25 protein-coding genes and 1 tRNA gene are annotated in these 25,785 nt (G+C 72.3%); 16 read left to right on the top strand and 10 right to left on the bottom strand.

Annotation, left to right across the window (positions count from 1 at the left end):
- Positions 1-41 precede the first annotated feature (41 nt).
- A complete protein-coding gene (locus ITJ50_RS00235; protein WP_017888806.1) occupies positions 42-911 on the bottom strand; it encodes an RDD family protein in 870 nt (289 codons plus the stop codon).
- A gap of 42 nt (positions 912-953) precedes the next feature.
- On the opposite strand from ITJ50_RS00235, the gene ITJ50_RS00230 reads away from it, so the two are divergent.
- On the top strand, positions 954-1,952 hold the full coding sequence (locus tag ITJ50_RS00230) for a stage II sporulation protein M (protein ID WP_194589667.1): 999 nt from the start codon (positions 954-956) through the stop codon (positions 1,950-1,952).
- A gap of 13 nt (positions 1,953-1,965) precedes the next feature.
- Here ITJ50_RS00230 and ITJ50_RS00225 read toward each other — a convergent pair whose 3' ends face one another.
- From ITJ50_RS00225 to ITJ50_RS00205, 5 genes are read right to left on the bottom strand one after another with little or no spacing between them, the layout of a single operon-like run.
- Positions 1,966-3,318 (bottom strand): DUF58 domain-containing protein, encoded by a 1,353-nt coding sequence (locus ITJ50_RS00225; protein ID WP_194589666.1) that lies wholly within the window; start codon positions 3,316-3,318, stop codon positions 1,966-1,968.
- Complete coding sequence (locus ITJ50_RS00220) at positions 3,318-4,325, bottom strand: AAA family ATPase (protein ID WP_371831414.1); 1,008 nt, start codon at positions 4,323-4,325, stop codon at positions 3,318-3,320. The genes ITJ50_RS00225 and ITJ50_RS00220 overlap by 1 nt, the downstream gene beginning before the upstream one ends.
- A gap of 5 nt (positions 4,326-4,330) precedes the next feature.
- A complete protein-coding gene (locus ITJ50_RS00215) occupies positions 4,331-5,590 on the bottom strand; it encodes a DUF4350 domain-containing protein (protein ID WP_194589665.1) in 1,260 nt (419 codons plus the stop codon).
- Positions 5,587-6,228 carry a DUF4129 domain-containing protein gene (locus tag ITJ50_RS00210; protein ID WP_194589664.1) on the bottom strand — a complete coding sequence of 214 codons (642 nt, stop codon included), beginning with the start codon at positions 6,226-6,228 and terminating at the stop codon, positions 5,587-5,589. The genes ITJ50_RS00215 and ITJ50_RS00210 overlap by 4 nt, the downstream gene beginning before the upstream one ends.
- Complete coding sequence (locus tag ITJ50_RS00205; RefSeq protein ID WP_194589663.1) at positions 6,225-7,499, bottom strand: glycerophosphoryl diester phosphodiesterase membrane domain-containing protein; 1,275 nt, start codon at positions 7,497-7,499, stop codon at positions 6,225-6,227. The genes ITJ50_RS00210 and ITJ50_RS00205 overlap by 4 nt, the downstream gene beginning before the upstream one ends.
- Before the next feature lie 331 nt (positions 7,500-7,830).
- Between ITJ50_RS00205 and mtrA the strand changes: the two genes are divergently transcribed.
- The 6 genes from mtrA to secA all read left to right on the top strand — a co-directional run bounded on the left by mtrA (position 7,831) and on the right by secA (position 16,487).
- Positions 7,831-8,505, top strand: coding sequence for an MtrAB system response regulator MtrA (gene mtrA / locus ITJ50_RS00200; RefSeq protein ID WP_017888813.1), 675 nt, complete (start codon positions 7,831-7,833; stop codon positions 8,503-8,505).
- A 5-nt stretch (positions 8,506-8,510) separates the two neighbouring features.
- Positions 8,511-10,217 carry an MtrAB system histidine kinase MtrB gene (gene mtrB / locus ITJ50_RS00195; RefSeq protein WP_017888814.1) on the top strand — a complete coding sequence of 569 codons (1,707 nt, stop codon included), beginning with the start codon at positions 8,511-8,513 and terminating at the stop codon, positions 10,215-10,217.
- Positions 10,217-11,899 carry a GerMN domain-containing protein gene (locus ITJ50_RS00190; RefSeq protein ID WP_194589662.1) on the top strand — a complete coding sequence of 561 codons (1,683 nt, stop codon included), beginning with the start codon at positions 10,217-10,219 and terminating at the stop codon, positions 11,897-11,899. Before mtrB ends, ITJ50_RS00190 begins: the two co-directional genes overlap by 1 nt.
- A 97-nt stretch (positions 11,900-11,996) precedes the next feature.
- The gene (locus tag ITJ50_RS17700; RefSeq protein ID WP_156463840.1) at positions 11,997-12,659 is read left to right on the top strand and encodes a ComF family protein; all 663 of its coding nucleotides are present in this window, start codon (positions 11,997-11,999) and stop codon (positions 12,657-12,659) included.
- Positions 12,660-12,818: 159 nt separating this feature from the next.
- Positions 12,819-13,535: a ribosome hibernation-promoting factor, HPF/YfiA family gene (gene hpf / locus ITJ50_RS00180; protein WP_017888817.1), complete on the top strand. Its 717-nt coding sequence runs from the start codon at positions 12,819-12,821 to the stop codon at positions 13,533-13,535.
- A 171-nt stretch (positions 13,536-13,706) separates the two neighbouring features.
- Positions 13,707-16,487 carry a preprotein translocase subunit SecA gene (secA, locus tag ITJ50_RS00175; RefSeq protein ID WP_194589661.1) on the top strand — a complete coding sequence of 927 codons (2,781 nt, stop codon included), beginning with the start codon at positions 13,707-13,709 and terminating at the stop codon, positions 16,485-16,487.
- A gap of 89 nt (positions 16,488-16,576) precedes the next feature.
- On the opposite strand, the gene ITJ50_RS00170 is transcribed toward secA, so the two are convergent.
- Entirely contained in the window at positions 16,577-17,017 is a 441-nt protein-coding gene (locus ITJ50_RS00170; RefSeq protein ID WP_194589660.1) for an Rv3235 family protein, read from the bottom strand.
- 118 nt (positions 17,018-17,135) lie between these two features.
- Between ITJ50_RS00170 and ITJ50_RS00165 the strand changes: the two genes are divergently transcribed.
- Positions 17,136-18,638, top strand: a complete 1,503-nt coding sequence (locus ITJ50_RS00165) for a sensor histidine kinase (RefSeq protein WP_042538784.1) — start codon at positions 17,136-17,138, stop codon at positions 18,636-18,638.
- A 173-nt stretch (positions 18,639-18,811) separates the two neighbouring features.
- On the opposite strand, the gene ITJ50_RS00160 is transcribed toward ITJ50_RS00165, so the two are convergent.
- On the bottom strand, positions 18,812-19,060 hold the full coding sequence (locus tag ITJ50_RS00160; protein ID WP_017888820.1) for a WhiB family transcriptional regulator: 249 nt from the start codon (positions 19,058-19,060) through the stop codon (positions 18,812-18,814).
- Positions 19,061-19,321: 261 nt separating this feature from the next.
- Here ITJ50_RS00160 and ITJ50_RS00155 point away from each other — a divergent pair, with 261 nt between their 5' ends.
- On the top strand, positions 19,322-19,753 hold the full coding sequence (locus ITJ50_RS00155; protein ID WP_017888821.1) for a hypothetical protein: 432 nt from the start codon (positions 19,322-19,324) through the stop codon (positions 19,751-19,753).
- 79 nt (positions 19,754-19,832) lie between these two features.
- On the opposite strand, the gene bcp is transcribed toward ITJ50_RS00155, so the two are convergent.
- Positions 19,833-20,303 carry a thioredoxin-dependent thiol peroxidase gene (bcp, locus tag ITJ50_RS00150; RefSeq protein WP_042538782.1) on the bottom strand — a complete coding sequence of 157 codons (471 nt, stop codon included), beginning with the start codon at positions 20,301-20,303 and terminating at the stop codon, positions 19,833-19,835.
- A gap of 95 nt (positions 20,304-20,398) precedes the next feature.
- Here bcp and ITJ50_RS00145 point away from each other — a divergent pair.
- Positions 20,399-20,471 (top strand) — tRNA-Lys (locus ITJ50_RS00145).
- A 138-nt stretch (positions 20,472-20,609) separates the two neighbouring features.
- Here the strand turns inward: ITJ50_RS00145 and ITJ50_RS00140 are convergent.
- Positions 20,610-21,260: a YigZ family protein gene (locus ITJ50_RS00140; protein ID WP_228499959.1), complete on the bottom strand. Its 651-nt coding sequence runs from the start codon at positions 21,258-21,260 to the stop codon at positions 20,610-20,612.
- A 100-nt stretch (positions 21,261-21,360) separates the two neighbouring features.
- On the opposite strand from ITJ50_RS00140, the gene ITJ50_RS00135 reads away from it, so the two are divergent.
- From ITJ50_RS00135 to ITJ50_RS00110, 6 genes are all read left to right on the top strand, one after another.
- Positions 21,361-21,801 carry a hypothetical protein gene (locus ITJ50_RS00135; RefSeq protein ID WP_017888824.1) on the top strand — a complete coding sequence of 147 codons (441 nt, stop codon included), beginning with the start codon at positions 21,361-21,363 and terminating at the stop codon, positions 21,799-21,801.
- Entirely contained in the window at positions 21,798-22,259 is a 462-nt protein-coding gene (locus ITJ50_RS00130; RefSeq protein WP_159556636.1) for an ImmA/IrrE family metallo-endopeptidase, read from the top strand. Before ITJ50_RS00135 ends, ITJ50_RS00130 begins: the two co-directional genes overlap by 4 nt.
- Entirely contained in the window at positions 22,256-23,182 is a 927-nt protein-coding gene (locus ITJ50_RS00125; protein WP_194589658.1) for a hypothetical protein, read from the top strand. Before ITJ50_RS00130 ends, ITJ50_RS00125 begins: the two co-directional genes overlap by 4 nt.
- A gap of 157 nt (positions 23,183-23,339) precedes the next feature.
- Positions 23,340-23,552: an SCO4848 family membrane protein gene (locus tag ITJ50_RS00120; protein ID WP_017888827.1), complete on the top strand. Its 213-nt coding sequence runs from the start codon at positions 23,340-23,342 to the stop codon at positions 23,550-23,552.
- Positions 23,553-23,701: 149 nt separating this feature from the next.
- Positions 23,702-24,379 carry a response regulator transcription factor gene (locus tag ITJ50_RS00115; RefSeq protein WP_017888828.1) on the top strand — a complete coding sequence of 226 codons (678 nt, stop codon included), beginning with the start codon at positions 23,702-23,704 and terminating at the stop codon, positions 24,377-24,379.
- Positions 24,372-25,781 (top strand): sensor histidine kinase, encoded by a 1,410-nt coding sequence (locus ITJ50_RS00110; RefSeq protein WP_159556632.1) that lies wholly within the window; start codon positions 24,372-24,374, stop codon positions 25,779-25,781. The genes ITJ50_RS00115 and ITJ50_RS00110 overlap by 8 nt, the downstream gene beginning before the upstream one ends.
- Positions 25,782-25,785 lie beyond the last annotated feature (4 nt).

Below are 25,785 nucleotides of genomic sequence, written 5' to 3'. Positions count from 1 at the left end.
AACACCGGTGTCTTGCACGCAGCCCGGCGCCGCGCGCTGCGTCAGCGGGGGAAGCCCGGCGGGCGCGCCGACGCCGTGGACCCCGCTGCGGTGAGCAGCTCGGCGCGGGCGCCCAGCGCCCGGACGTCCCGACGACGTCGCAGCACGACGACCCCGGCCAGGAACACCTCGGGCGGCACGGGCGGCACGGGGTGGGCGAACGCCGACACCTCGGCCGCGAGCGACTGCGCCGCTGCCTCGCGCAGTTCCGGTCGCATCAGCGCCGCCCCGCGGAAGAACGCGCCGAGCCGGTTCTCCAACCGCTGCGGCAGCGCCGAGACGTCCGCGACGCCGGCCCACGCCGCCAGTTCCGGTGGCAGGAGCACCTCGGGGTCGCGCTGTTTCGGCAGGCGCTCGTGCTGCACGATCGTGCCTGCGAGCAGGTCCCCGAGGCGCCTCGGCCGGGTGCCGAACAGCGCGACGAGCAGGGCGACCGACCCGAACGTCATCCAGAGCTCGAACAGGCCGACGAGCGACCGGGTGAAGGCGTGCCGGAACCCGATCGAACCGCCGTCGAGCCGGACCACCCGGGTGCCGGTGGCGAACCGTCCGACGCTCCGCCCCTTCGTCACCGTCTCGACCGCGGCGGGGACCAGCACCAGCACGACGACGAGCAGCACGATGTTCAGCGCAGCACCCCAGGCGGGTTCGAGGCCCCGCGGCCAGAGTCGTGCGACCCCGAACATCGCGAGCACGAACAGGACGAGGACGCACAGGCCGTCCAGCAGGGCCGCTGCGAGCCGCAGCACGAGTCCGGCGGGTTGGACGTCGAGCGCGACGCCCTCGCCCACCACGAGCTCGTCGGCGGTCTCGTCGAGATCGCGCGAGAACCGGGCGTCGGCGAGGTCACGCGGCGTGCGGGGCTTCGGCATGGGATCATTCTGTCGGAGATCGCGCGACCTGAGGGGGAACTCGTGGACCTGGATGCCTACGCCGAGGTGCATCGTGACCGGTGGCAGGAGCTCGACCGGCTGGCGCGTGCCCGGCACCGGTCCGGTGCGGACGTCGACCGGCTCGTCGCCGGCTACCAGGAGGCCGCCACCGACCTCGCCCGCATCCGCGGTGCCGCACCGCGCACCGTGACCGGCGACCGGCTCTCGCTCACGCTGTTCCGCGCCCGACTGCGCTTCACCGGCACCCCCGTCGACCCGCTGACCGCGGTCGCACTGTTCTTCACGCGGCAGCTCCCCGCGGCGCTCTACCGGATCCGCTGGGTGACCATCTGGGTCGCGCTCGCGACGGTGGCGATCGGGGCGATCGTCGCGATCTGGATCACCACGACCCCCGGTGCGACGGCGACCTTCGGCAGCGACGAGGCCCTGCGCCGGTACGCCACGCAGGACTTCGTCGACTACTACTCGAACCGCGGTCTCGGGGCGTTCACGGCGCAGGTCTGGACGAACAACGCGTACATCGCCGCGACGATGGTCGCCTTCGGGATCACCGGGGTCTTCGTGCCGTTCTCGATCATGCAGAACGCCGTCAGCCTGGGGGTGTCCGCGGCGATCATGCACTCCCAGGGACGCCTGGCCGACTTCTTCCTCTACATCTCCCCGCACGGGCAGCTGGAGCTCTACTCGGTCTTCCTGGCCGGTGGCGCGGGGCTGATGATCTTCTGGTCGTGGGTGGCACCGGGCCCCGGTCGCACCCGCGCCCAGGCCCTCGCCGAGGACGGCCGGGCACTCATCACCATCGCGATCGGCCTGACCCTGACCCTGCTGCTGTCCGGCATCGTCGAGGGCGTGGTGACGCGGCAGGACTGGCCGTGGCCGATCAAGATCGGCATCGGCACGATCGCCCTGGTCGCGGTGCTCGCGTACCAGTGGGTGCTCGGCGGTCGCGCCTACCGGGCGGGGGAGCGCGGCGACCTCGAGGAGTTCGAGCGCGGCTCCACCGCCCTGGTGGCGGGCTAGGGCCTGCCCCGGTTCAGAGTCGGCCGGAGGCCTTCGCCCGGATGTAGGCGTCGGCGACGAGCGGCGGGACGTCCGCCGGCGCGCCACGGACGACCTCGGCGCCGGATCGGCGTGCGACGTCGGCCGCTCCGTCCGCGTCGAGCAGCGTGCGTTCCGCGGCGGCGCGTCGGTAGACGTCGCGCTCCGCGCCGGTGGGGAGGCCCGGCACCCGTCCGCCCCGCGCGGTGCGGATCGACGTGGTCGGGTCCACCCCGCCGTGTGCCATCCGCTCGACGGCCGGGTCCTCGATGCTCGTCACGACCACCGCGTGCCGTCGTGACAGCCGGGGGAGCACGGCGAGCAGGTCACCCGAGGCACCGACGGAGTCCAGGCTCGAGGCGAGGACGACCAGTGCGCGCGAGGTCGTGATCGAGTCGACGAGTGCGGGCACGGACGCCCAGTCGGTCGCGGCGAGCCCGGGTTCGGCCATCGCGAGTGCTTCGCCGAAGCGCTGCACGACGTCGGTGCGGGTGGCGCCGTGCACGCGGTCGTGCGCGGTGTCGTCGAGGACGACCAGGTCGACCCGGTCACCGGCGGCGGCAGCGAGCGCGCCGAGGAGCAGCGCCGACTCGATGAACGTGTCGAGCCGTGGCTCGTCGGCGACACGGCCGGCACCCGCTCGCCCCGCGTCCACCACGACGACGACGCGCCGGTCGCGCTCCGGCCGCCACGTGCGGACGACGAGGTCCTGTCGCCGAGCGGTCGCCCGCCAGTCGATGGAGCGCACGTCGTCGCCGCGGACGTAGTCGCGCAGCGAGTCGAACTCGGTGCCGTGCCCGCGGAGCTGCAGGGTGGTCTCGCCGTCGAGCTCGCGGAGCCGTGCCAGGCGTGACGGCAGGTGCCGCCGCGACCGGAAGGGCGGCGTGACGACGAGTTCGCCCGGTGCTGCCACGACCCGCTGGCGCGCCGCGAGGCCCAGGGGGCCGAAGGACCGCACGGCGACCCCGGTGGTGCGACGTCGGCCGCGGCGGAACGGTGTGAAGCGCATCTGCGCCGTCCGTCGCTCCCCGCCGGGCACCGTCATCCGGATCCGCCGGGGGCGGTGGCCGGCCGACGGCTCCCACATGTCGCGGACCACGCCACGGACCGTCCGGGTCCCGTCGTTCGCGAGCACGAGCGTGCCGTCGGCGGTGCTGTCACGTCGGGCGAGCCGCGGCATCCGGCGTTCCACCCGGACCCGGCGCAGGTCGGCGGCGAGCAGGACGTCGAGCACGGCGGCGAGCAGCACCACCCCGACCCACGCCAGGCCCGCCCACCCGCTGCCGAGCAGCACGGTGGGGACGAGGGCGACGGCGAGGAGCGCGACGAACCGACCGGAGACCGCCACTAGATCGGCACCCGCACCTGCTCGAGCACCTGCTGGAGCACGCCGTCGGCGCCGACGCCCTCGAGCTCGGCGTCCGCGGCGACCCGCAGGCGGTGCCGCCAGACCGGCAGGGCCATCGCCTGCACGTGGTCCGGGGTGATCGCGTCGTAGCCGGTGAGCCACGCCCAGGCCTTCGCGGCCGCGAGCAGGGCCGTCGCGCCACGGGGACTGACGCCGACCCGGACCGAGGGCGCCTGACGCGTGGCCCGGGCCAGGTCGACGATGTAGGCGAGCACGTCGTCGCGGGCACCGACGCCGCGGACTGCGCGCTGCGCCCGCACGACCTCGTCGACGCCGACCACCGGGGTGATGCCGGCCGACCGCACGTCGCGCGGGACGAACCCGTCGGCGTGGCGTCGGAGCACCTGCCACTCGACGTCACGCGGGGGGATGTCGAGGGTCAGCTTCATCAGGAACCGGTCGAGCTGCGCCTCGGGGAGCGTGTACGTGCCCTCGAACTCGATCGGGTTCATCGTCGCGGCGACGAAGAACGGGTCGGGCAGCGCACGGGCGTCGCCGTCGACGCTGACCTGGCGTTCCTCCATCGCCTCGAGCAGGGCCGACTGGGTCTTCGGGGGCGTCCGGTTGACCTCGTCGGCGAGCAGGACGTTGGTGAACACGGGGCCCTCGCGGAACGGGAACGTGCCGGTCGACGCGTCGTAGACGAGCGATCCGGTGACGTCGCCGGGCATCAGGTCGGGCGTGAACTGGATGCGCTTCGTGTCGAGCGTCATCGCGGCGGCGAGGCTGCGCACGAGCAGGGTCTTGGCGACACCCGGGACGCCCTCGAGCAGCACGTGCCCCTGGGCGAGGAGGCCCACGATCATGCCGGAGACCGCGCCCTCCTGGCCGACGACGGCCTTGGCGACCTCGGTGCGGACCCGGCCGAACGCGTCGCGCAGGTCGGTGCCGGCGGCGCTCGAGTGGTCGGGCTCCGCCGCGGCGTGCTCGGTGGTGGCAGGGGGCAGGTCGGTCACGGTCGTGCTCCTGGTCGGTCGGGGTCAGAGGTCGGGTGGTCGCCGGAGGTCACCCGGCGGACGGCGCGTTCGAGGTCGTCGAGCGCCGCGGTGCCGTCGACGAGCGCGCGGTCGTCGTCGGTGGTCCCGCCGACGAGCACGGCGCCGACACGGGTGTGCGGCATGCCGGTCGCCTGCGCAGCGGCGCGGACGACCTCGTCGACGTGGGCGGAGCGGGGGAGCCCGAGCAGCCGGGCGATCCGTCGGACGGCGGCGACGCGCAGGGTGTCCAGCGCGTGGGTGCGGTCCCGCGTGCGGGCGTACATCCGGGCGCGTCCCTCGGTCGTCTCGGCGGCCCGGACGACGACGGGCAACCGCTCGACGACGAGCGGGCCGAGGCGCCGACCACGCCAGACGCCCGCAGCCACGGCGACGAGGGCGAGCAGGGCGAGGGCACTCGGCACCCACGGCGGGGCGAGCTCGCCGAGGGTCGGAGCGGCGTCGGGTGTCCCGACCGTCGGGGTGTACCAGACGAGCCGCTCGTCGCCGCCGAGCAGCCCGAGGGCCAGCGCGGCGTTCCCGGCGGTGGCGATGGTGTCGTTCCGGAACGCCGAGGTGGTGCCGACCAGCGTCACGTCACCGCCCGGGGTGGTGGTGCGGACGAGACCCCAGACGCGGGAGCCGCCCGCACCGGTCGGCGCGCACCGCTCGGCGCTCTCGTCCTGCACGGTGTACCCGGAGCCTGCGGTCGTGACCCGCGCTGCCGAGGCCGCCGCGGGGATCCCGCACGAGGTCGTCGAGACGGTGGCGTCGCCGTCGATCTGGCCGGGCGGGTCGATCGGGAAGCCGAGCAGCGCGTCGAGGCCGGCGCCGCTCGTCCCCACGACCACGACGTGCCGGGCGGTGCGCGCGATCCGTTCCGCGACGGCGGGGTCGAGCGCGCCGTCGGCGTCGTCGATGAACACCGTGCCGCCGTTGATCGCGCCGGTGCCGTCGAGGGTGTCGGTCACGGTGACCGCGGTGCCGCGCTGCTCGAGGACGCGCACCAGGGCGGCGGATCCGCTCGCCGTCGTCGAGGTCGGGTCGAGTGCGCGCGGTGCGCCCTTCTCGGTGCCCTGCACCACCGCCGTCAGGGCGGCGAGCAGGACCCCGACCAGGACGATCACGACCCAGAAACCGAAGCGGAACCGGCGTCCCTCGGCCGGACCGGAAGCCGGATCCGAGGCCGGAGCCGAGGCCGGGGCGGCGCTCGTCCGGGTGGCGGTGTCGGCCGTCATGCCGGCACCACCGGTGCCTCGACCCGCGCCGGGCGGGCCTGTCGGACGGCCTGCTCGGTGTCGAGCACGCGGAGGGCGGTGTCCTGGTCGGCCTCGGCACCGAGGTACCGGACCGCGTCGAAGGACGTCGCCGCGGCGTCGAGCGCACCGGCTGACGCGGGGAACGGCACGGCGCCGCGTGCGGCGATCGTGCGGGCGGTCGCACCGGGCACGTCGGGCACCAGGTCGCGCTCACCGAGTCCGCGGGCGATCGCGCGGAAGCCGTCCAGCACCGCTGCCGACCAGTCGGCGCGGCGCACTGCGGCCTGGGCCGCCTCGAGGAGTTCGCGGGCGGAGCGCAGGTCGTCGGCGTCGAAGACCCCGCCGGTGTCGCCGTCGCCGGCCCGGGCGCGCCGGCGGGGGAGCCCCCGCGCGACGACGACGAGCACGACGACCGCGACGAGCACCACGATCGCGATCACCAGCGCGGTGCGGGCCGCGGCGGGGGAGTCGAGACCGTCGGCGCGGAGCGAGCCGAGCCAGTTGAGGAAGGACCGCGAGGCACGGTCCCACCACGTCGGCTGGGCGCCGTCGTAGGCGGACCGGTCGAGTTCGCGTTCGAGCAGACGACGCGCCTCGTCCGGGTCGACCGCCGTCACGCGTTGCCGTTCGGCGGCGACTGGCCCGGACCCTGCTGCCAGGGCGGCTGCTGCGACTGGGACTGCGGCTGTTGCTGCCCCGGCTGCCACGGCTGCTGGGTGGGGTGCCACTGCGGTTGCTGCTGCTGTGCGGGCTGCCACTGCGGTTGCTGCTGCCCGGACCACTGCTGCTGCCCCGGCCACTGCTGCTGCTGCCCCGGCCACTGCTGCTGCTGCGCCTGCCACTGCTGGCCGCCCCACTGCTGCTGCGGGGGCCACGGCGGCCGCGCGACGGGCTGGGACGGCGCGAACGGGTCGGTCGGCTGCCCGGAGTCCAGGTGCGACGCGATCCGCTGGTCCAGGGCCTCGGTGCGGATCCGCCGGTCGATGGCCAGGAACGTGGTGACCGACGCGCTCAGGACGTCGGTGATGCACTGCACCGCCATCGCGAGCAGGCTGCCGATGACGATCGCGATGACCGCACCGGCGCCGGCGCCCGACGGACCGCCGGTCTGCCCGAGCGGGTCGAACGTGCCCCCGACGAGCACGGTGCCGACGGTGAGCGGGATCGACGCGATGGACGCCGCGAAGCCGAACATCAGCTGCACGAGCAGCAGGATGCCGAAGGTCCGCCAGAAGGCCCCGCGGGTGAGGCGCCACGACTGGGCGGCAGCGGCGAAGACCGGTCGGCCCTCGAGCGCGATCGTCGGGACGGTGAACACGAAGCGGATGCCGAGCCACACGACCACGACACCGAGCCCGAGCACGAAGAGCACGAGCGCCAGCACGAACCAGCCGGTCCCGGAGCCGGCGGCACCGATCGTCGCGAAGACCCCGAAGAAGACGAGCCCCGCGACGATCGCGATGACGACGCCGGCAGCGGTCTGCACGAGCATCCACGCGACGACCGGCCAGCGGCGTCCGGCCAGCAGCGCCCACAGCCCGCGGAACGTGGCGCGGCGGCCGAGCACCCGCTGCCCGGTGTCCGCGGCGACCGGCGCGACGAGGAACCCGCGACCGAGGTAGGCGAGGAAGGGCAGCCCGATCGACATGAGCGCCGTGAGCGTCAGCGTGCCCGCGGCCACCGAGCCGGCGCCGCTGCCGCCGTCGAGGGCGGAGAACATCCGCGACTGCAGTGCCTGCTGCCCGAACGTGCTGGCCAGCGTCGACAGCAGGCCGAGCACACCGCTCAGCAGCACGCTCCAGAGCAGCAGCACGCGAGCGTTCCGACGGAAGACCGTGAACGCGCCGGCCAGGACGTCGCCGAGACCGAGCGGGCGCAGCGGGATCACCGGACGCGAGCCGCCGGACGGACCGCCCGGTCGCCCCGGACCCGACCCCGGGGCGGGCTGCGGCGGCACCGAGAAGCGGGGCGGGCCTCCTGGCTGGGGTCCGGGTCCCTGTGTCGGTCCGGACGCCGGCGGTGTCGGCGCACCCTGCTGCCCACCGCCCGGTGTGTGCCAATCGGACATGACTCCAGCCCCCTCGTCGTGTCGGACCGTGCCAGCGATGCACGTCCCACCCCCATCCTGTCGGAAAACCCCGCGCGGCGGGGCCTCGGCTATCGTGTGGGGACACGTGCCGACCACGGCACTCCCGCACGCCACCCGGAGTCCAGATCACATGACACCGCGCATCCTCGTCGTCGACGACGACCAGGCCCTCTCCGAGATGATCGGCATCGTGCTCCGCTCCGAGGGGTACGAACCCGAGTTCAGCGCCGACGGCAACGACGCCGTCGACGCGTTCCACGCCACCAAGCCGGACCTCGTCCTGCTCGACGTCATGCTGCCCGGCATCGACGGCATCGAGGTGTGCAAGCGCATCCGTGCCGAGAGCGGCACGCCGATCATCATGCTCACCGCGAAGAGCGACACCGCCGACGTCGTCCTCGGGCTCGAGAACGGCGCCGACGACTACGTCGTGAAGCCCTTCAACCCGAAGGAGCTCGTCGCGCGCATCCGCACCCGACTGCGGCCCAGCGCATCCGACGCCACCGTGCTGCACGTCGGCGACGTCACGGTCGACGTCGCCGGGCACGAGGTGCGCCGCGGCGACACCGTGATCGCGCTCACGCCGCTCGAGTTCGACCTGCTCCGGGCGCTCGCCGAGAAGCCCAACCAGGTCTTCACCCGCGAGATGCTGCTCGAACAGGTCTGGGGCTACCACTACAAGGCGGACACCCGGCTGGTGAACGTCCACGTGCAGCGGCTCCGCGCGAAGATCGAGCACGACCCGGACAACCCGAAGACCGTCACCACGGTGCGCGGCGTCGGGTACCGCGCCGGAGGAGCCTGAGCACCGTGCCGCCCTCGACGCGCCCGTCGGGCCCGGCCCGCGGTGTCAGCGGCGCCACGGTCTCGATCGGTGTCGTCGACCGTGGCCGTCGCCGGATGCGGCGCTGGCTCCGACGGGGCTGGCGCCCGATCGCGTACCTGTGGCGGCGCTCGCTCATGTTCCGCTCGGTCGCCATCACCGTGATGACGACGGGGCTCGCGGTGGGGATCATCGGCACCGCGGTCATGGTGAGCATCTCGACGAACGTCTACTCGCAGCGCCGTGACCAGATCGAGTCGGAGTCGGCCCGGGCCACCATCGTCGCCCAGGGGATCTTCGACGCGGCGACCGCGGCCGAGGACAACAACCAGTCCGAGCTCGAGACCCTGCAGAACGAGGCGCAGCAGGCGATCCTGTCGAACACGACGAGCCCCGGCGGGACGAGCATCGCGATCGAGCGGAGCCCGGGCCAGTCCACCCCGCAGACGCTGCAGACCATCGCCAGCCAGGACTTCCCGGACGCGGTGATCACCGACGACCTGCGGAAGGAAGTGGGGCAGAACACCGGTCGGCTCAGCCTGCAGCCCGTCCAGCTCGACGACGACGGGCGCCGCGTGCCGGGGCTCGCCGTCGGGTCAACCCTGCAGATCCCGAGCGCCGGGCAGTACGAGCTCTACCTGGTCTACGACCTCTCGGACGCGCAGCAGACCCTGGACTTCGTGTCCCAGACGCTGTCCATCGGCGGTGTGGCGCTCATGGTGCTCATCGCCCTGGTCACCTCGCTCGTCGTCCGGCTCGTCGTCGTGCCGATCCGCGGTGCCGCCGAGACGAGCCGGAAGATCGCCGCTGGTCGCCTTGACGAACGCATCCCGGTGCGCGGCCAGGACGACCTGGCGACCCTGGCGCGGAGCTTCAACGGCATGGCCGAGGCGGTCAGCCGCCAGATCACCCAGCTCGCCGAGCTCTCGCGCGTGCAGCAGCGGTTCGTCTCCGACGTCTCGCACGAGCTCCGCACCCCGCTCACCACGATCCGGCTCGCCGGCGACATGCTCTACGACTCCCGGCACGCGTTCGAACCGTCGGTCGGTCGGTCCGCCGAGCTCCTGCACGCCCAGGTGGAGCGCTTCGAACTGCTCCTCGCCGACCTGCTCGAGATCTCCCGCTACGACGCCCAGGCGGTCCAGCTCGACACCGCGCCCGTCGTGCCGGCGTCCATCGCCGCGGACATCGTCGACGAGTTCCGTCCGCTGGCCGAACGCGCCGGCATCGACCTGCAGCTCGCCACGCCCGGCGGCCACACCACCATGCGGCTCGACGCCAAGCGCGTCCGCCGGATCCTCCGCAACCTGGTCGGCAACGCGATCGAGCACGGCGACGCCAAGCCCGTGCAGGTCGTCGTCGACAGCGATGCGCGCACCGTCGCCATCGCCGTCCGTGACCAGGGGGTCGGCATGCCGCCGGAGGACGCTGGACGGGTGTTCGACCGTTTCTGGCGCGCCGACCCGAGCCGCAAGCGCACCATCGGCGGCACCGGGCTCGGTCTCGCGATCAGCCTCGGCGACGCCAAGCTCCACGGTGGCCGCATCGACGTGTGGTCCCGGCCGGGCGAAGGGTCGACGTTCGTGTTGACCCTGCCCCGCAACGAACAGGGGACGACCGCCACCTCGGCCATCCCGCTGCCCGAACTCGACGAGTCGTACGACGGCCCCCGCGCCGTGCGAGAGGAGTCCTGATGCGCCACCGGATCCGCCACGTCCTCGTCGTCGCGCTCGCCGCGGTCAGCCTGTTCGCGGTCACCGCCTGCGCAGCGATCCCCACCGACGGCGCCGTGCGCACCGGGCACACCATCAAGGACGAGTCGCTCTCGGGCGTCGACTTCCGGCCGGACAAGCCGATCACCGGATCCGACCAGACGGCCATCCTCCGCGGGTTCATCGCCGCGGCCACCGGCGCCCAGGACAACTACGCGATCGCCCGGCAGTTCCTGGCGGACGACTTCGCCCAGCGGTGGAACCCGCGGCAGGGCGTCACGATCCGCGACGGCAGCGGCACCGTCGAGCGCGCCGACGACCGTGAGCTCACGTACACGATGACGGCCAGCGCCACCGTGGACGCCGAGGGGGAGTACACCCAGGCCGTCCGCCCCACCTCGTCGACGCTGACGTTCCAGTTCGTCCGCGAGGACGGCGAGTGGCGCATCGCCTACGCCCCGGACGGCATCATCCTGTCGCCGGTCAGCTTCGAGTCGGTGTTCCAGCCGCACGCGCTGTACTTCTACGACCCCACCTACCGCTTCCTCGTGCCCGACCAGCGCTGGTTCCTCGCCCGGTCCTCCACCAGCACCCGCATCGCCAGCGCCCTGCTCGCCGGCCCCGCCGACTGGCTGAAGGGGGCCGTCGTCTCGTCGTTCCCGGAGGGCACCCAACTGTCCCTCAACGCGGTGACGATCGACAGCGGCACGGCCCTCGTCGACCTGTCGAGGGACGCCCTGGGCGCGAGCACCATCGACAAGGTCCGGATGCGCGAACAGCTCAGCAAGTCCCTCGCCTCGGTCGCCACCATCTCGTCGGTGTCGATGACGATCGAGGGCGCGACGCTGTCGGTGCCGGACTCCGGGGGAGCGGACGCCCAGCAGAACCCCGACGTCGACCCCAGACCGCTGGTCGAACACGACGGCGTCGTCGGCTACGCAGCCTCGGGCACCGGCAAGGTCGCCGAACTCGGCAGCGGCGTCGGTGCGGCGATCGCCGGCCTCGACCCGACCTCGATCGCCCTGTCGGCATCCGGCACCACCGCGGCCGTCGGCAACCGGGACGGCGCGGTCGTCGTGCGCGGCAAGGACCGCCTGCGCGTCGACGCGCGCGAGGACCTCGTCGCCCCCGCGGTCGACGACCTCGGCTTCGTGTGGGTCGGAGAACAGTCCGACACCCGCCGCATCACCGCGTACGGCCTCGGCGGCGACCCGCACGAGGTCCGCACCACCCTGCCGCGCGGCGACCTCGTGTCGTTCCAGGTGTCCCGCGACTCCACCAGGGCGCTCGCGCTCATCGAGACCGCCGACGGGCCCGGCCTGTACGTGATGGCGATCATCCGCGGGTCCGACCGGTCACCCACCTCGTTCGGTGCCCCCGTCCGGGTGCAGGCCGCCAGCGGCACCGCCGTGGACGCCACGTGGGTGAACGACACCGACGTCGCCTCGGTCGGACAGACCACCAGCGGCCCGAACATCGTGCGCACGACCATCGGCGGCAAGTCGAGCACCCTGCCGAAGCCCGACGGCCGTGCGACCGCGATCAGCGGGGGCAGCGGCGGGGCGCTGCTGCTCCGGATGTCGAGCGGTGACGTCCTGCAGTCCACCGGTGGTGGCTGGGACACGACGGGCGTCACCGCCGACGTGCTCGGCGTCCAGCGCTGACGGCACCCTCCTCCACACCGCACCCGGCCTGGAGGCCCGTCCACAGCCCGGCACACCGGCCCACCGTCGTCGTCCGGTCACCGCCACGATCGTGGTCGTGCCCCCTGACGACGCCCCCACCCCGTGGCGTGACGCCCTGCTCGCCGTGCTCGGACTGTTCCTGCCCGTCGCCTGCCTGGGCTGCGGCCGCCCGGACCGCGCGCTCTGCCCGCCGTGCCGCGCGGCGCTCGACGCACGCCCCGGGCGCGTCCGGCTCGTCGCCGGCGTCCGGCTCGACGCCGCCTTCGAGTACGAGGGGCTGGTCCGCACCCTGGTCCTCGAGCTGAAGCTGCGCGGCCGGGTCGACGTCGCCCGTCCGCTCGGTGGCCGGTTCGGCGCACTCGTCCGGACGGCGCTCGCCGCGGCACCGGACGGCACCGTGGTGCTCCGCGTCCCGCCGTCCCGTGCGGGTGCCCGGCGCCGCGGGTTCGACCCGGTGGTGCTCCTGCTCGCCCGCGGCGGTGTCCGGCGGACGGGGCGGCTCGTCCGGACCCGGGCCGGACGCCGGGGTGCGGGGCCCGGGCAGAAGGAACGATCGGCGGTGGAGCGGGTCGCCGCCACCGTCGGCACCCTGCGCGCGGTCGGGGTCGCCGGCCGCCACGTGGTGCTCGTCGACGACGTCGTCACGACCGGCGTGACGATGGCCGAGGGTGTCCGCGCCGTGCGGTCGGCGGGTGGTCGGGTGGTGCGCTGCGTCGCCCTGGCGAGCGTCGACGACTGACGGCTCCGTGAACACCCGGTGTCCACTGTGCGTCCGGTGAGTGTCCGACAGACTCGCCGACGCCCCGTGACGCCGAGGGTGCGCCGGGTCTAGCCTCGCGGCAAGGCGTTCGGGTCGCCGGACGGAGGCGACGCGCCGACACTGGATGGGAGCCGCCACATGGACGTGACGATCACGGGCCGGAACGTCGGGGTCACCGACCGTTTCCGCACCTACGTCGAGCAGAAGTCCGAGAAGATCGACGTGCTCGCCGACCGCGCCCTCGCCTTCGAGGTGCGCATCAGCCGCCACCACGAGAAGTCGAGCGGCAGCCAGGGCGAGGACCGCGTGGAGCTCACGCTGATCGGACCGGGGCCGCTCGTGCGGGCCGAGTCCGCGGCGTCGGACAAGTACGCCGCCTTCGACCTCGCCTTCGCGCGGATCATGGAGCGCCTCCGTCGGGCGCGTGACCGCCGCAAGGTGCACCACGGCCGCCACCGTCCCACCTCGGTCGCCGAGGCCGCCGGCAGTGCGTTCGACGGCATGGGTGTCGTCCCCGCCGACGGCAAGCTCATCGAGGAGGTCGCGACCGGTGCGGTCCCGGTCGTCGACCAGGACACCGCCGAGGACGAGAACGAGGTGTACAGCCCGGTCGTCATCCGGCACAAGGTGTTCGAGGCCGCCCCGATGACGGTCGACGACGCCCTCTACCACATGGAACTCGTCGGGCACGACTTCTACCTGTTCCTCGACGCGGAGACCCGTCGTCCGAGCGTCGTCTACCGACGGAAGGGCTGGGACTACGGCGTGATCGGGATCGACGAGGTGCCCGCCGGCCAGGCGCAGGCCTCGGCCACGGCGGACTCCGACGCGGAGCGCGCAGCGGCGATCGCCTGACGTCCTCGCGGAGCCTCCGGTTCCGCTCCGTGTGCGCGGTCCGTTCGCGGGCCGCGCACACCCGTGTCCGCGGCAGCCGCGGCGCTCACAGCGCCGAGCGTTCGCGGGTTGCTAGCATGACTGGTCGATCGGGCGTGCAGGTCGCGCGCGACGACCCCGTAAGGAGTTCACGTGGCAAACGTGCTGGAGAAGGTCCTCCGCATCGGCGAAGGACGAACCCTCCGTCGGCTGAAGGCGTACGCCTCGGCCATCAACGACCTCGAGGACGACTTCTCGAGCCTCACCGACGAGGAACTCCACGGCGAGACCAAGGAGCTGCGCGAGCGGTACGCCAACGGCGAGACCCTCGACGACCTCCTGCCCGAGGCGTTCGCCGCCGTGCGTGAAGCCGCGAAGCGCACCCTGGGCATGCGGCACTTCGACGTGCAGCTCATGGGTGGCGCGGCCCTGCACCTCGGCAACATCGCCGAGATGAAGACCGGTGAGGGCAAGACCCTCGTCGCGACGACCGCCGCGTACCTCAACGCGATCCCGTCGCGCGGCGTGCACGTCATCACGGTCAACGACTACCTGGCCTCGTACCAGTCCGAGATCATGGGCCGCGTCTTCCGCGCGCTCGGCATGACCACCGGCTGCATCATCGCGAACCAGAGCCCGCCGGAGCGTCGCGAGCAGTACGCCGCCGACATCACCTACGGCACGAACAACGAGTTCGGCTTCGACTACCTGCGCGACAACATGGCGTGGCAGGCCTCCGACATGGTGCAGCGCGGCCACTTCTTCGCCGTCGTGGACGAGGTCGACTCGATCCTCATCGACGAGGCCCGGACGCCGCTCATCATCTCCGGTCCGTCGTCGGGCGAGGCCAACCGGTGGTTCACCGAGTTCGCCTCGATCGCCACGCGCCTGACCCCGGGCGAGGACTACGAGGTCGACGAGAAGAAGCGCACCGTCGGCGTCCTCGAGCCCGGCATCGAGAAGGTCGAGGACTACCTCGGCATCGACAACCTGTACGAGTCGGCGAACACCCCGCTCATCTCGTTCCTGAACAACTCCATCAAGGCCGTCGCCCTGTTCAAGAAGGACAAGGACTACGTCGTGATGAACGGCGAGGTGCTCATCGTCGACGAGCACACCGGCCGCATCCTGATGGGTCGCCGCTACAACGAGGGCATCCACCAGGCGATCGAGGCCAAGGAAGGCGTCGAGGTCAAGGCCGAGAACCAGACCCTCGCCACCGTCACGCTGCAGAACTACTTCCGCCTGTACCAGAAGCTCTCCGGCATGACCGGTACCGCCGAGACCGAGGCGGCCGAGTTCATGTCGACCTACAAGCTCGGCGTCGTCGCCATCCCGACGAACAAGCCGATGCAGCGCATCGACCAGACGGACCTCGTCTACAAGAACGAGAAGTCGAAGTTCGAGCAGGTCGCCGAGGACATCGCGGAGCGTCACGAGAAGGGCCAGCCCGTCCTCGTCGGTACCACGAGCGTCGAGAAGTCCGAGTACCTGTCGAAGCTCCTCGCCAAGCAGGGTGTGAAGCACGAGGTCCTCAACGCGAAGAACCACGCCCGTGAAGCCGCGATCGTCGCCCAGGCCGGTCGCTTCGGCGCTGTGACCGTCGCGACGAACATGGCCGGTCGTGGTACCGACATCATGCTCGGTGGCAACGCGGAGTTCCTCGCCGTGCAGGAGATGCACGCCAAGGGCCTGTCGCCGACCGAGACCCCCGACGAGTACGAAGCCGCGTGGGACGACGTGTTCGCCCGCGTCAAGGCCGAGGTCGAGGAAGAGGGCGACAAGGTCCGCGCAGTCGGCGGCCTGTACGTGCTCGGCACCGAGCGCCACGAGTCGCGACGCATCGACAACCAGCTGCGTGGTCGTTCCGGCCGCCAGGGTGACCCGGGCGAGAGCCGCTTCTACCTGTCGCTGACCGACGACCTGATGCGCCTGTTCAACTCCGGTGCCGCCGAGAGCCTGATGGGCCGCTCGAACGTCCCGGACGACCTGGCGATCGAGAACAAGCTCGTCGGCCGCGCGATCCGGTCCGCCCAGGCGCAGGTCGAGGGCCGCAACGCCGAGATCCGCAAGAACGTCCTGAAGTACGACGACGTCCTGAACCGTCAGCGTGAGGCGATCTACAGCGACCGCCGCCACATCCTCGAGGGCGACGACCTGCACGACCGCGCGCAGGCGTTCCTCAAGGCGGTCATCGACGACGTCATCGACACCCACACGGGCGAAGGCTCCCCGGACGACTGGGACCTCGACGCCATGTGGACCGAGCTCGGCACCCTCTACCCGATCTCGATCTCCATCGATGAGGTCATCACCGAGGCCGGCTCGAAGGGCAAGGCGTCGCGTGACTTCCTGGCCCGCGAGATCCTCTCCGACGCCAAGCTGGCCTACCAGCAGCGTGAGGAACTCCTCGGCGACGAGGCGATGCGCGAGCTCGAGCGTCGTGTGGTGCTCTCGGTGATCGACCGCCGCTGGCGCGACCACCTGTACGAGATGGACTACCTGAAGGACGGCATCGGCCTCCGCGCGATGGCGCAGCGTGACCCGCTGGTCGAGTACCAGCGCGAGGGCTACGCACTGTTCCAGACGATGATGGGGCAGATCCGCGAAGAGTCCGTCGGCTACCTGTTCAACCTCGAGGTCCAGGTGCAGTCCGACGGCGAGAACGCGGTCATCGAGGCCAAGGGGCTCGGCGAGGACGAGGTCTCCGGCCTCGAGTACTCGGCACCGTCCATCGACGGCGAGGTCGAGGTCCGCGACGAGAAGGGACGCCTCGAGCAGGCCGCCACCGCTCGTGCGCAGCGCGCCCAGGCCGAGGCCGAAGCGGCTGCCGAGCCGGAGCAGGGCTCCGCGTTCGGCAACGCGGCCACGGCCTCCGGTCAGGCTGCGGCGAGCAACCGCGCCGAGCGTCGACAGGCCACCAAGAAGAACTAGCGTCCCGCGCGCGAGCGCTGCGTGCCGCCTGCCGGATCGGAGGCCCGTGGCGGCGCCGCCACGGGCCTCCAGGTCGGCAGCGGGCGCGCCTACAGGACGCCGATGGCGGTCGCCTGCCACCGACCGTGCCGCGTCTCGAGCCGCATCGCGACCGCTCGCGCGTGGCTGCGCGTGTGCACGATGACCGTTGCCTCTGCGACGCCGTCCGCGGGGCGGCAGACCCGGACGCTGCCGACCCGGAGCACCGGGCGCCCTCGGGCCCGCTGGCCGGATCCCCGGGCGTGCGCCGCCACCGCGGCCCGCTGCTGCAGGTGTCGCTGCACGTCGTCGCTGATCCACCGGGCGATGCTGTCGACCTCGCGTGCCCCGGTGAGCACCTCGGCGACGCAGCGCCCGAGCGCCCGAGCGGTCGACTCGGGCTCCGGGGGACCGGACGCCGCGGCTGGTTCCGGTGCCGGTTCCACGATCCGCAGGGGCGGTGGGTGCACCGCCGTCGTCTCGTGATCGATGCGGCGTGCCTGCTCTGCCACCCCTGCCCCTTCCGTCGTTGGAGCGAGCGTATGGGGCGTACGACATACGAAATACAACGCTGTCTCCCCTGTGGAGAGGGCGACGTTCTCCACAAGGCGGCGGACCTAGACTGGCTGGGTGTCGACCCTCAGTGACCTCGTCCTCGCGCAAGGCCGTTCCTCGGAAGCAGACGTGGAGTGGCTCCACCTGCTCGTGGGGGACTGGCAGCTCCTCGCTGACCTGTCCTTCGCCGACATGGTGCTCTGGGTCCCGACCGCCGAGGACGGCTCGTTCGTGGCCGTCGCGCACGCCCGCCCGAGCTCCGCGGCGACGCTGTTCTACCGGGACATCGTCGGGCAGGAGATCCGCGAGGAGTGGCGCGGCCAGGTGACCGAGAGCTTCGCTGGTTCCCGCGTCGTCGACTCCGCCGAGCCGGACTGGTACGAGGACACCCCGACCCGCGTCCGCGCGATCCCGGTGCTCCGCCGCCTGAGCCCGAAGAGCGCCGAGACCACCGAACGGCCGATCGCCGTCGTGACCCGGCACTCCAACCAGGACGAGATGCGGACCCCGAGCCGCCAGGAGCTCAACTTCACCGCGAGCGCGAACGACCTGTTCGGCATGATCGCGACCGGTGACTTCCCCGACCTCGGCGCACCGGCGGGCCCCCGCCGTGGGGCGCCCCGCGCCAGCGACGGCCTGCTGCGCCTGGACACCGCCGGCACCGTGACGTTCGCGAGCCCGAACGGCCTGAGCGCCTTCAACCGGATGGGCTTCGAGGGGGAACTCGAGCGGAAGTCCCTCGCCGAGGTCACCACCGAGCTCATCGGCGCCCAGCTCGACGTCGACGAGTCCCTGCCGCTCGTGGTCACCGGCCGGGCGCCGTGGCGGGCCGACATCGAGTCGAAGGGGGTCACAGTGTCGCTCCGCTCGATCCCGCTCCGCGACCACGGTGAGCGCATCGGTGCCATCGTGCTGTGCCGCGACGTGTCCGAGCTGCGGCACCAGGAGCGCGAGCTCATCACCAAGGACGCCACGATCCGCGAGATCCACCACCGCGTGAAGAACAACCTGCAGACCGTCGCCTCCCTGCTGCGGATCCAGGCACGACGCACACACTCGGACGAAGCGCGGACCTCGCTGCAGAACGCCATGCGCCGTGTCGCCGCCATCGCCGTCGTGCACGACACGCTGTCGAGCGGCCTCAGCCAGACGGTGGACTTCGACGAGGTGTTCGACTCGGTCCTCAAGCTGGTCACCGAGGTCGCCGCGTCGCACAACACGACCGTGCACCCGAAGAAGACCGGTGAGTTCGGGGTGCTGCCCTCCGAGGCCGCGACGCCGCTCGCCCTCGGCCTCACCGAACTCGTGACGAACGCCGTCGAGCACGGGCTGGACGGCCGCGACGGCGAGGTCGAGATCGTCGCCCGCCGTTTCGACGACCACCTGGAGATCGAGGTCCGCGACAACGGCGTCGGGCTCCCCGAGGGCAAGGTCGGGTCGGGCCTCGGGACGCAGATTGTCCGCACGCTCATCCAGGGTGAGCTCGGCGGCACCATCGACTGGCACACGCTGACGGGCAGCGGCACCGAGGTGACGATCAGCATCCCGTTCCGCTGGCTGACCGCCCCCGCCGCCTAGTCCGAGCGCCGCACAACACCGGTGTTCACCGGACGAACACCCGTGTCCCGGTGTTCGATGCGTGAACACCGGTGTTTTGCATGACGACCCCCGCGCATGCCGATCCCCGCGCGCACCACGACGCCCGCCGTCCCCGAAGGGACGACGGGCGTCGTGGTGTCAGACGACCGGGGTCAGGACGCGCGGCGGGCGCGAGCGGCGCGACGCTTCAGCGCACGACGCTCGTCCTCGCTGAGACCACCCCAGACACCCGAGTCCTGGTTGTTCTCGAGTGCGTACTGCAGGCACATCTCGGTGACCGTGCAACGCGCACAGACCGACTTGGCCTTCTCGATCTGGTCGACGGCGGGCCCGGTGTTCCCGACGGGGAAGAAGAGCTCGGGGTCTGCGGTGAGGCAGGCAGCCTTGTCACGCCAGTCCATGTGTGGTGCTCCTTGATGTCGATGCTCGAACGGCAGGCCGGGGCCGTGGTTCGGGGGATCGGAACGCTGACCATGCATGCGGCATGGAGGGGACAACTGTGGGGAGGAGTCCGCATGAAGCGAATCTGACGCCCGCGAGACGCTCGGGGGAGGAGCGATGAACCACGGGAGACGCACACCACATCGTGCCGTCCAAACGACCTCCAATATCGTTCCATACTGGTAGGGCCAAATCAAGGGTTCCGATGCTGGAGGATCACTGTGCACGACGACACCCCGAACGACACCGAACCCTCCGCCCCCGTCGCGCGCCGGTCGCCAGCGATGCTGGGGTTGCTCGTCGTGGTCGGCCTCGAGTTCCTCGCACTGGTGGTCGTGACCGTCGTGTTGGTCGTCGAACTGCTCGTCGCGCCGGCCACGAGCATCGCGTCGGGCATCGCCCTCACCGTCCTCGTCGCCATCGCTGCGCTCTGGCTCGGTGCGCTGCTGAACGGCCTGTGGCACGGCCGGTCGTGGGTGCGCTCGGGCATCATCGTCTGGCAGGTCCTGCAGGGCGCCATCGCGATCGGGGCGTTCCAGGGCGTCTTCCGGGTCGCCGCGGTCGGCTGGGTGCTGCTCATCCCGGCCCTGCTCGGCATCACGCTGGTGCTGTCGCGGTCGGTGACGGCCGCGCTCGCGCGCCCGGTCGAGTAGACGGTCTGGTCCGCCACACACCGGAGGCCCGGTGCCGGTTCTCGGAACCGGCACCGGGCCTCCGGTGCGTGGCCGGCTCTCAGACCAGGCCGAGCTTCTTCCGCAGGCTCGCCACGTGCCCGGTGGCCTTAACGTTGTAGAGCGGCAGCTGCACGGCGCCGTCCTCGTCGACCACGATCGTGGAGCGGATCGTGCCGGTGACGATCTTGCCGTAGTTGTTCTTCTCGCCCCAGGCCGCGTACGCCTTGTGCACGGCGAGGTCGGGGTCGCTCAGCAGCGGGAAGGTCAGCGCCTGCTCGTGCTGGAACGTCTTGAGCTTCGCCTGGTCGTCCTTCGAGACGCCGAGCACCTCGTAGCCGGCGGCCTGCAGCGAGGACATGTTGTCGCGGAAGTCACAGGCCTCGGTGGTGCAGCCCGGGGTGGAGGCCGCCGGGTAGAAGTACACGATGACCTTCTTGCCGCGCAGGGCGGCCAGGGAGTGCTGGACGCCGTCCTGGTCGGGCAGCGTGAAGTCGGGGGCGGTGTCGCCGGGGACGAGACGGTCGGTCATGGTGCTCCTGTTCGCGTCGTGCGCCCGCGAGTGGTCGTGGGCGCGCGAAACCCATGCTATTGTTGATTCCCGTTGCGGCACGGAAGCCGGAACATGCACCTCTAGCTCAATTGGCAGAGCAACTGACTCTTAATCAGTGGGTTCTCGGTTCAAGTCCGAGGGGGTGCACCGCAGGACGAACGCCCCGGCTCATCGAGTCGGGGCGTTCGTGCGTTGCAGGGGTCTTCGCGCTCCGGCACCTGGACACGCCCGAGGTGCGCCGGAGCGCAGAAGTCAGTCCGGACCGGGCTTCGGTCGGACCGGACGTCAGCCGGTTGGCACGTCGACGATCCGTTCCTCGCCGACGACGGGTTCGAGCGCGCCGGCCGACGCCGCGGCGAGGTCTGCGGTCAGCGCCCCGAGCGCGTCGTGGGGGACCCACACCTCGAAGGTCGCCGCCTGCCCGTACTCGGTCGGGCGGAGCGTGGCGTGGTGGTGCCGGACCCAGTCGCGCAGCACGTTGTCGAGCCGCCCGGCATCGGCGTGGTCGACGTCGAAGCGCACCTGCGTCAGGGCCTCGCGACGAACGGGCACGGCGGTGTCGAGCGCTTCGGAGACCGAGGTCGAGTAGGCCCGGACGAGCCCGCCCGCGCCGAGCTTCACCCCGCCGAAGTAGCGCGTGACGACCACGACGACGTCGGTCAGGTCGCGGCGGCGCAGGACCTCGAGCATCGGGACGCCGGCCGTGCCCGAGGGTTCCCCGTCGTCCGAGGAGCGGGCCTGGTCGCCGAGCACGCCCGTGACCATCGCCGTGCAGTTGTGCCGGGCGTCCCAGTACCGTCGGCGGACCTCGGCGATCACGCGGTCGGCGTCCTCGACGCCGGACACGGGCGCCACGGTGGTGATGAAGCGCGACTTCGTGATGACGATCTCGTGCTCGATGCGTGCCGCGACGGTGGCGGGGAAGCGGCGGGGCATGCCCACGAGGGTAACGGCGCGGTGTCGGGTGTCCGCGCTAGCATGGCGTCCACGCGCCGGACCGACACCCCGCGCGGACACGGCTGGGGAGGAGTCCGAGATGGACACGGGTGATCTGAAGGGCGGGGCGCTCGACGCCGCCGAGCTCGCACGCCGCCTCAACCTGCTCCTCGACTTCGAGGAGTCCCAGCGCGGTGCCCCGGTGCCGTTCGCCTCGATCGAGGAGTACGTCGCGGCCCACGGCGGGTCCCTGTCCCGGGCCAAGTGGACCTACATGCTCTCCGGCGACGGCCGCCGCAACCGCGACACCGAGCTCCTGCGCCTGCTGGCCGGGTTCTTCGAGGTCGACGAACGCTTCCTGCTCGAGGACAGCGAGGTACCGGAACGCATCGGCGCCCAGCTCGCCCTCGTCCGGTCCCTGCGGTCCGCCCGCGTGAGCGGCTTCGCGGCGCGGACCTTCCCCGGCGAACTGTCGCCCGACGCGCTCCGACGCATCGCCGAGGTGCTCGAGGAGGAATCGCAGCGGGGGAGCGTCGCATGACCGACGCGCTCGTCGATGCGTTCTGGGCTCGTGGTGCGGCAGAGGGCTGGTCGGACGTCGACCAGGCCGTCGCTGCCGCGGCCGACGTCGTCGGCAAGCCGATCGTGGTGCGCGAGGAGTCGTTCCTGGCTGCCGAGCCCGTCTGCGGCTTCGTGGCCACGCTCGACCACGCGCACCTCGTGATGATCTCGCCGACCGCGTCGCCGACCTTCCGGTCGTTCGTCATCGGCCACGAGCTCGGCCACGTCCTGCACCGGCACCAGGAGCACGCCCCGCAGAGCGCGTACATCCGCGACGTCATCCCCGACCTGCCCGAGTACAAGGTCGAACGGGCGCTGGCCCGTGGGCTGTTCTCGAACACGTACGAGCACGAGGCCGAGGTCTTCGCCGACCGCCTGGCCACCGTGATCCGCCAGCACCGCGGCCGCCCGAGTGCCTTCCGCGGGGTCTTCGGGTGATCATCGCCGTCGTCCAGGCGGTGCTGCTCCTCGTCGGGACGATCGTGCTGCTGGTCCTGCAGCGCGGGCAGGACCGCACCCTCGCGTTCACGTTCCTGCTCTTCGCCGCCACCATCGTCACGAACGTCGACCCGCTGTACCGCTGGCTCGATCCGCGGCTCGGTGGGTTCAACGTCGTGACCGTGATCAGCGACTGCCTCATGGTGGCCGGCACGAGCACGCTGCTGTGGGGCGTGGCGAAGGCGGTCGGGGCGGCACGACCCTGGCTCCGGAACGCGGTCCTGGTGTCCTTCGTGGTGGTGGTCGTGGTGGTCCTCGTCGCGTTCACCGTGCTCGACAAGCCCGCGACCACGACGACCTTCATGCTCGACGCCGGTTCGCACCCGGCGGCCACGGTCTACTCGATCGCGCAGACCGTCTACCTCGGTGTGGCACTCGGCGCGACGGGGTTCATCTGCGTGCTGCGCCTGCGTGAGGCCCGGACGACCACGGACCTGGTGGGGTTGTGGGTCCTGATCCTCGGCGGTGTCCTCGGGGTCGTCCGCATGGTCGTGGTCGTCGTGATGGACGTCGCCCACGTCGTCGGCGACCTGCAGGTCACGCACGCGCTCTCGCTGCCCTACGACGTCACCACGCCGGGAGCGGTGCTGTGCGTGGCGTCCGGGATGCTCCTGCTCGTGTTCGGGCACCGGATCTCGCGCCGAGGCCGTGCCCGCAGGGTGGACGCCGCGCTGCAGCGTCTGGCGCCCCTGCGCGAGCGGCTCGGGGTGGACAACGCCTACCCGCCGACCGACGACCCCGCGACGCTCCTCAGCCGCCGCATCGTCGAGATCAACGACGGGGTCCGCGGTGCACGGGCGTCCCTGACCGAGTCGGAGCGTGCCGTCCTCGCCGATGCCGAGGCCGCCCTCGAGACCGCGTAGCCGTTCGGTGCTCGACGCTGTGGGGCATGCCGTGTACAGTCTGTAGCAAGTGCTACAGATCCTGTGGCCTCGCCGGGTCGGGACTCGGCCGCGTTGGGGGCGGCCGAGCACCACCTGCCCGGTCTCGTCCCGGTCGTGGGTTGTCTAGGATCGGACCGTGCTCGTCTTCGCCGCAGTCGTCCTGTTCCTCGGTGCCGTGTTCAACGTCATCACCTGGCCGCGCTTCTTCCAGCGCGTCGCGAAGGACACGCGTGCCCGTGACGCCGCCGGCAAGCCGACGACGTTCTACACGGTGCACCTCGTGCTCCTGCTCGTCGCGCTCGCCATCGCCGTCGCCTCCGTCATCGCGGGGATCCTGCTGCTGGTCTGAGCCCGCGCAGGCGGGCCGCGCGGCCCTGGTCCGGACCACCGCCGGACAGGAGGCGCGTGGCGGTGCCGCCACGGGCCTCCCGTCCGCCCCTGGCCACCATCGCGGCCCGCTTCAGCCCTGCTTCAGCGGGACACGGCAGGATCGGTGCCATGCGTGTGCTGGTGGTCGACGACGAGGTCCGGCTCGCCGACGGGGTGCGCCGCGGGCTCGAGGCCGAGGGGTGGGCGGTCGACGTCGCGAACGACGGCGTGGACGGCCTGTGGCACGCGCGGGAGTTCCGCTACGACGCGATCGTGCTCGACCTGATGATGCCCGGCCTGAGCGGCTGGGCCGTGTGCGCCCAGCTCCGTGCCGACGGTGACTGGACCCCCGTGCTGATGCTGACCGCGAAGGACGGCGAGTGGGACCAGGTCGAGGCACTCGACGCGGGGGCCGACGACTACGTCACGAAGCCGTTCTCGCACCCGGTGCTCGTCGCCCGGCTCCGGGCGCTCGTCCGCCGCGGCGCACGGGAGCGCCCCACGGTGCTGACGCTCGGCGACCTGGTGGTCGACCCCGCGGCGCGCACCGTGGCCCGGGGCGGGACCCAGGTCGAGCTGACCAGCCGCGAGTTCGCCGTGCTCGAGTACCTCGCACGGCACCCGGGGCAGGTGCGGTCGAAGCGGGACGTCATCGAGAACGTCTGGGACGTCGACTTCGAGGGGGACCCGAACATCGTCGAGGTGTACGTCGGGCACCTCCGCCGGAAGCTCGACCGGCCCTTCGGGCGTGCCGCGATCGAGACGGTCCGCGGCGCCGGGTACCGGTTGGCGGCCGACGGTGGCTGACGGGTCGAGCCCGGGCACGCGTCCCGGCGCGCCGACCCGACCACGGCGCTTCCGGTCGGTCCGCGCCCGGACCACCCTCGGCGCGGGGCTCGTCGTGCTCGCGGCCCTGGTCATCGGCGCGGTGGCGTTCGTCGTCGTGCTGCGGCTCGTGCTGCTCGACGGCGTGCGCACCTCGGCCGAGGCCGGGCTCGAGCAGGTGTCCTCCCGGGTCGAGGCGGACGGCGCGTCCGCGGTCACCGACTACGAGGACGTCCTGGTGCAGGTGATCGGCGACGGCGGAGCGGTCCTGGCGCACGGCGAGGACGCCGACGGCGACGCCCTGCCCACCGCCGACGAGTCCCGGTGGTCCCACGACGGTGAACGGTGGCTGCTCGTCGCGGACGACGTGGACCTGCCGGGCGGCGGCGAGGCGACGCTCGTCTACGGCGCCTCGCTCGACCAGGCCGACACCGCGGTCCGCACCGCCGTCGCGCTCCTCGCCGTCGGGGTGCCCGTGCTCGTGCTGCTGCTGGTGGCGGTCACCTGGGCCGTCACCGGGCGGTCGCTGCGGCCCGTGGAGCGGATGCGCACCGAGGTCGAGACGATCCGTGCCGCCCACCCGGACGCCCGGGTCGAGGTGCCGGACACCGGTGACGAGGTCGCGCGGCTCGCGACGACGATGAACGCGATGCTCGACCGCCTCGACCGGTCCGCGGAGAGCCAGCGGCGGTTCGTCTCCGACGCCTCCCACGAGCTCCGGTCACCGATCGCGTCGATCCGGCAGCACGCCGAGGTCGCCGTCGCCCACCCGGAACGCTCCGACGTGGCCGACCTCGCCGACGTCGTCAGGTCCGAGGCGGTGCGCCTGCAGGACCTCGTCGCCGGGCTCCTCGAGCTCTCCCGCCTCGACGAGGGCGGGATCCGGGCACGGCGCCCCGTCGACCTCGACGACCTCGCCCTCGACGCCGTGGCCCGCGCACGAGCACGGGCCACGACCGGGGCAGAGGCCGGGGCCTGGTCCGGACCGGACGGCGCCGTGCGCGCGGTCCGGGTGGACGGCTCGGCGATCTCGGCGGCGCGGGTCCTCGGCGACGAGCGCGTGCTGGCCGGAGTGGTCCGGAACCTCGTCGACAACGCCGTCCGGCACGCGAGCACCCGCGTCGCAGTCTCGCTCACCGAGCACGACGGGTCGGCGGTGCTCACGGTGGACGACGACGGCGCCGGCGTGCCCGAGGGCGAGCGGGAACGCGTCTTCGAGCGGTTCGTCCGTCTCGACGAGGCCCGCAGCCGCGATGCGGGCGGCGCGGGCCTCGGACTCGCCATCGTGCGGGACGCCGTCCGTGCGCACGGTGGTGACGCGACCGTCGTCGCGTCGCCGCTCGGCGGCGCCCGGTTCGTCGTCCGCATCGCACTCGGCGGCTGAACAG

The organism is Curtobacterium sp. VKM Ac-2889, assembly GCF_015350855.1.
Classification (GTDB): Bacteria; Actinomycetota; Actinomycetes; order Actinomycetales; family Microbacteriaceae; genus Curtobacterium; species Curtobacterium poinsettiae.
Note: the sequence above shows the minus strand (reverse complement) of the source record. Positions and strands in the feature narration are given on the sequence as shown.

Coding starts and splice junctions, on each gene's coding strand:
- mtrA (WP_017888813.1), top strand. CDS start 7,831: ATGACACCGCGCATCCTCGTCGTCGACGACGACCAGGCCCTCTCCGAG.
- ITJ50_RS00190 (WP_194589662.1), top strand. CDS start 10,217: ATGCGCCACCGGATCCGCCACGTCCTCGTCGTCGCGCTCGCCGCGGTC.
- ITJ50_RS00235 (WP_017888806.1), bottom strand. CDS start 911: ATGCCGAAGCCCCGCACGCCGCGTGACCTCGCCGACGCCCGGTTCTCG.
- ITJ50_RS00215 (WP_194589665.1), bottom strand. CDS start 5,590: ATGACGGCCGACACCGCCACCCGGACGAGCGCCGCCCCGGCCTCGGCT.
- hpf (WP_017888817.1), top strand. CDS start 12,819: ATGGACGTGACGATCACGGGCCGGAACGTCGGGGTCACCGACCGTTTC.
- ITJ50_RS00130 (WP_159556636.1), top strand. CDS start 21,798: ATGACCGACGCGCTCGTCGATGCGTTCTGGGCTCGTGGTGCGGCAGAG.
- ITJ50_RS00115 (WP_017888828.1), top strand. CDS start 23,702: ATGCGTGTGCTGGTGGTCGACGACGAGGTCCGGCTCGCCGACGGGGTG.
- ITJ50_RS00140 (WP_228499959.1), bottom strand. CDS start 21,260: ATGCCCCGCCGCTTCCCCGCCACCGTCGCGGCACGCATCGAGCACGAG.
- ITJ50_RS00160 (WP_017888820.1), bottom strand. CDS start 19,060: ATGGACTGGCGTGACAAGGCTGCCTGCCTCACCGCAGACCCCGAGCTC.
- ITJ50_RS00135 (WP_017888824.1), top strand. CDS start 21,361: ATGGACACGGGTGATCTGAAGGGCGGGGCGCTCGACGCCGCCGAGCTC.
- bcp (WP_042538782.1), bottom strand. CDS start 20,303: ATGACCGACCGTCTCGTCCCCGGCGACACCGCCCCCGACTTCACGCTG.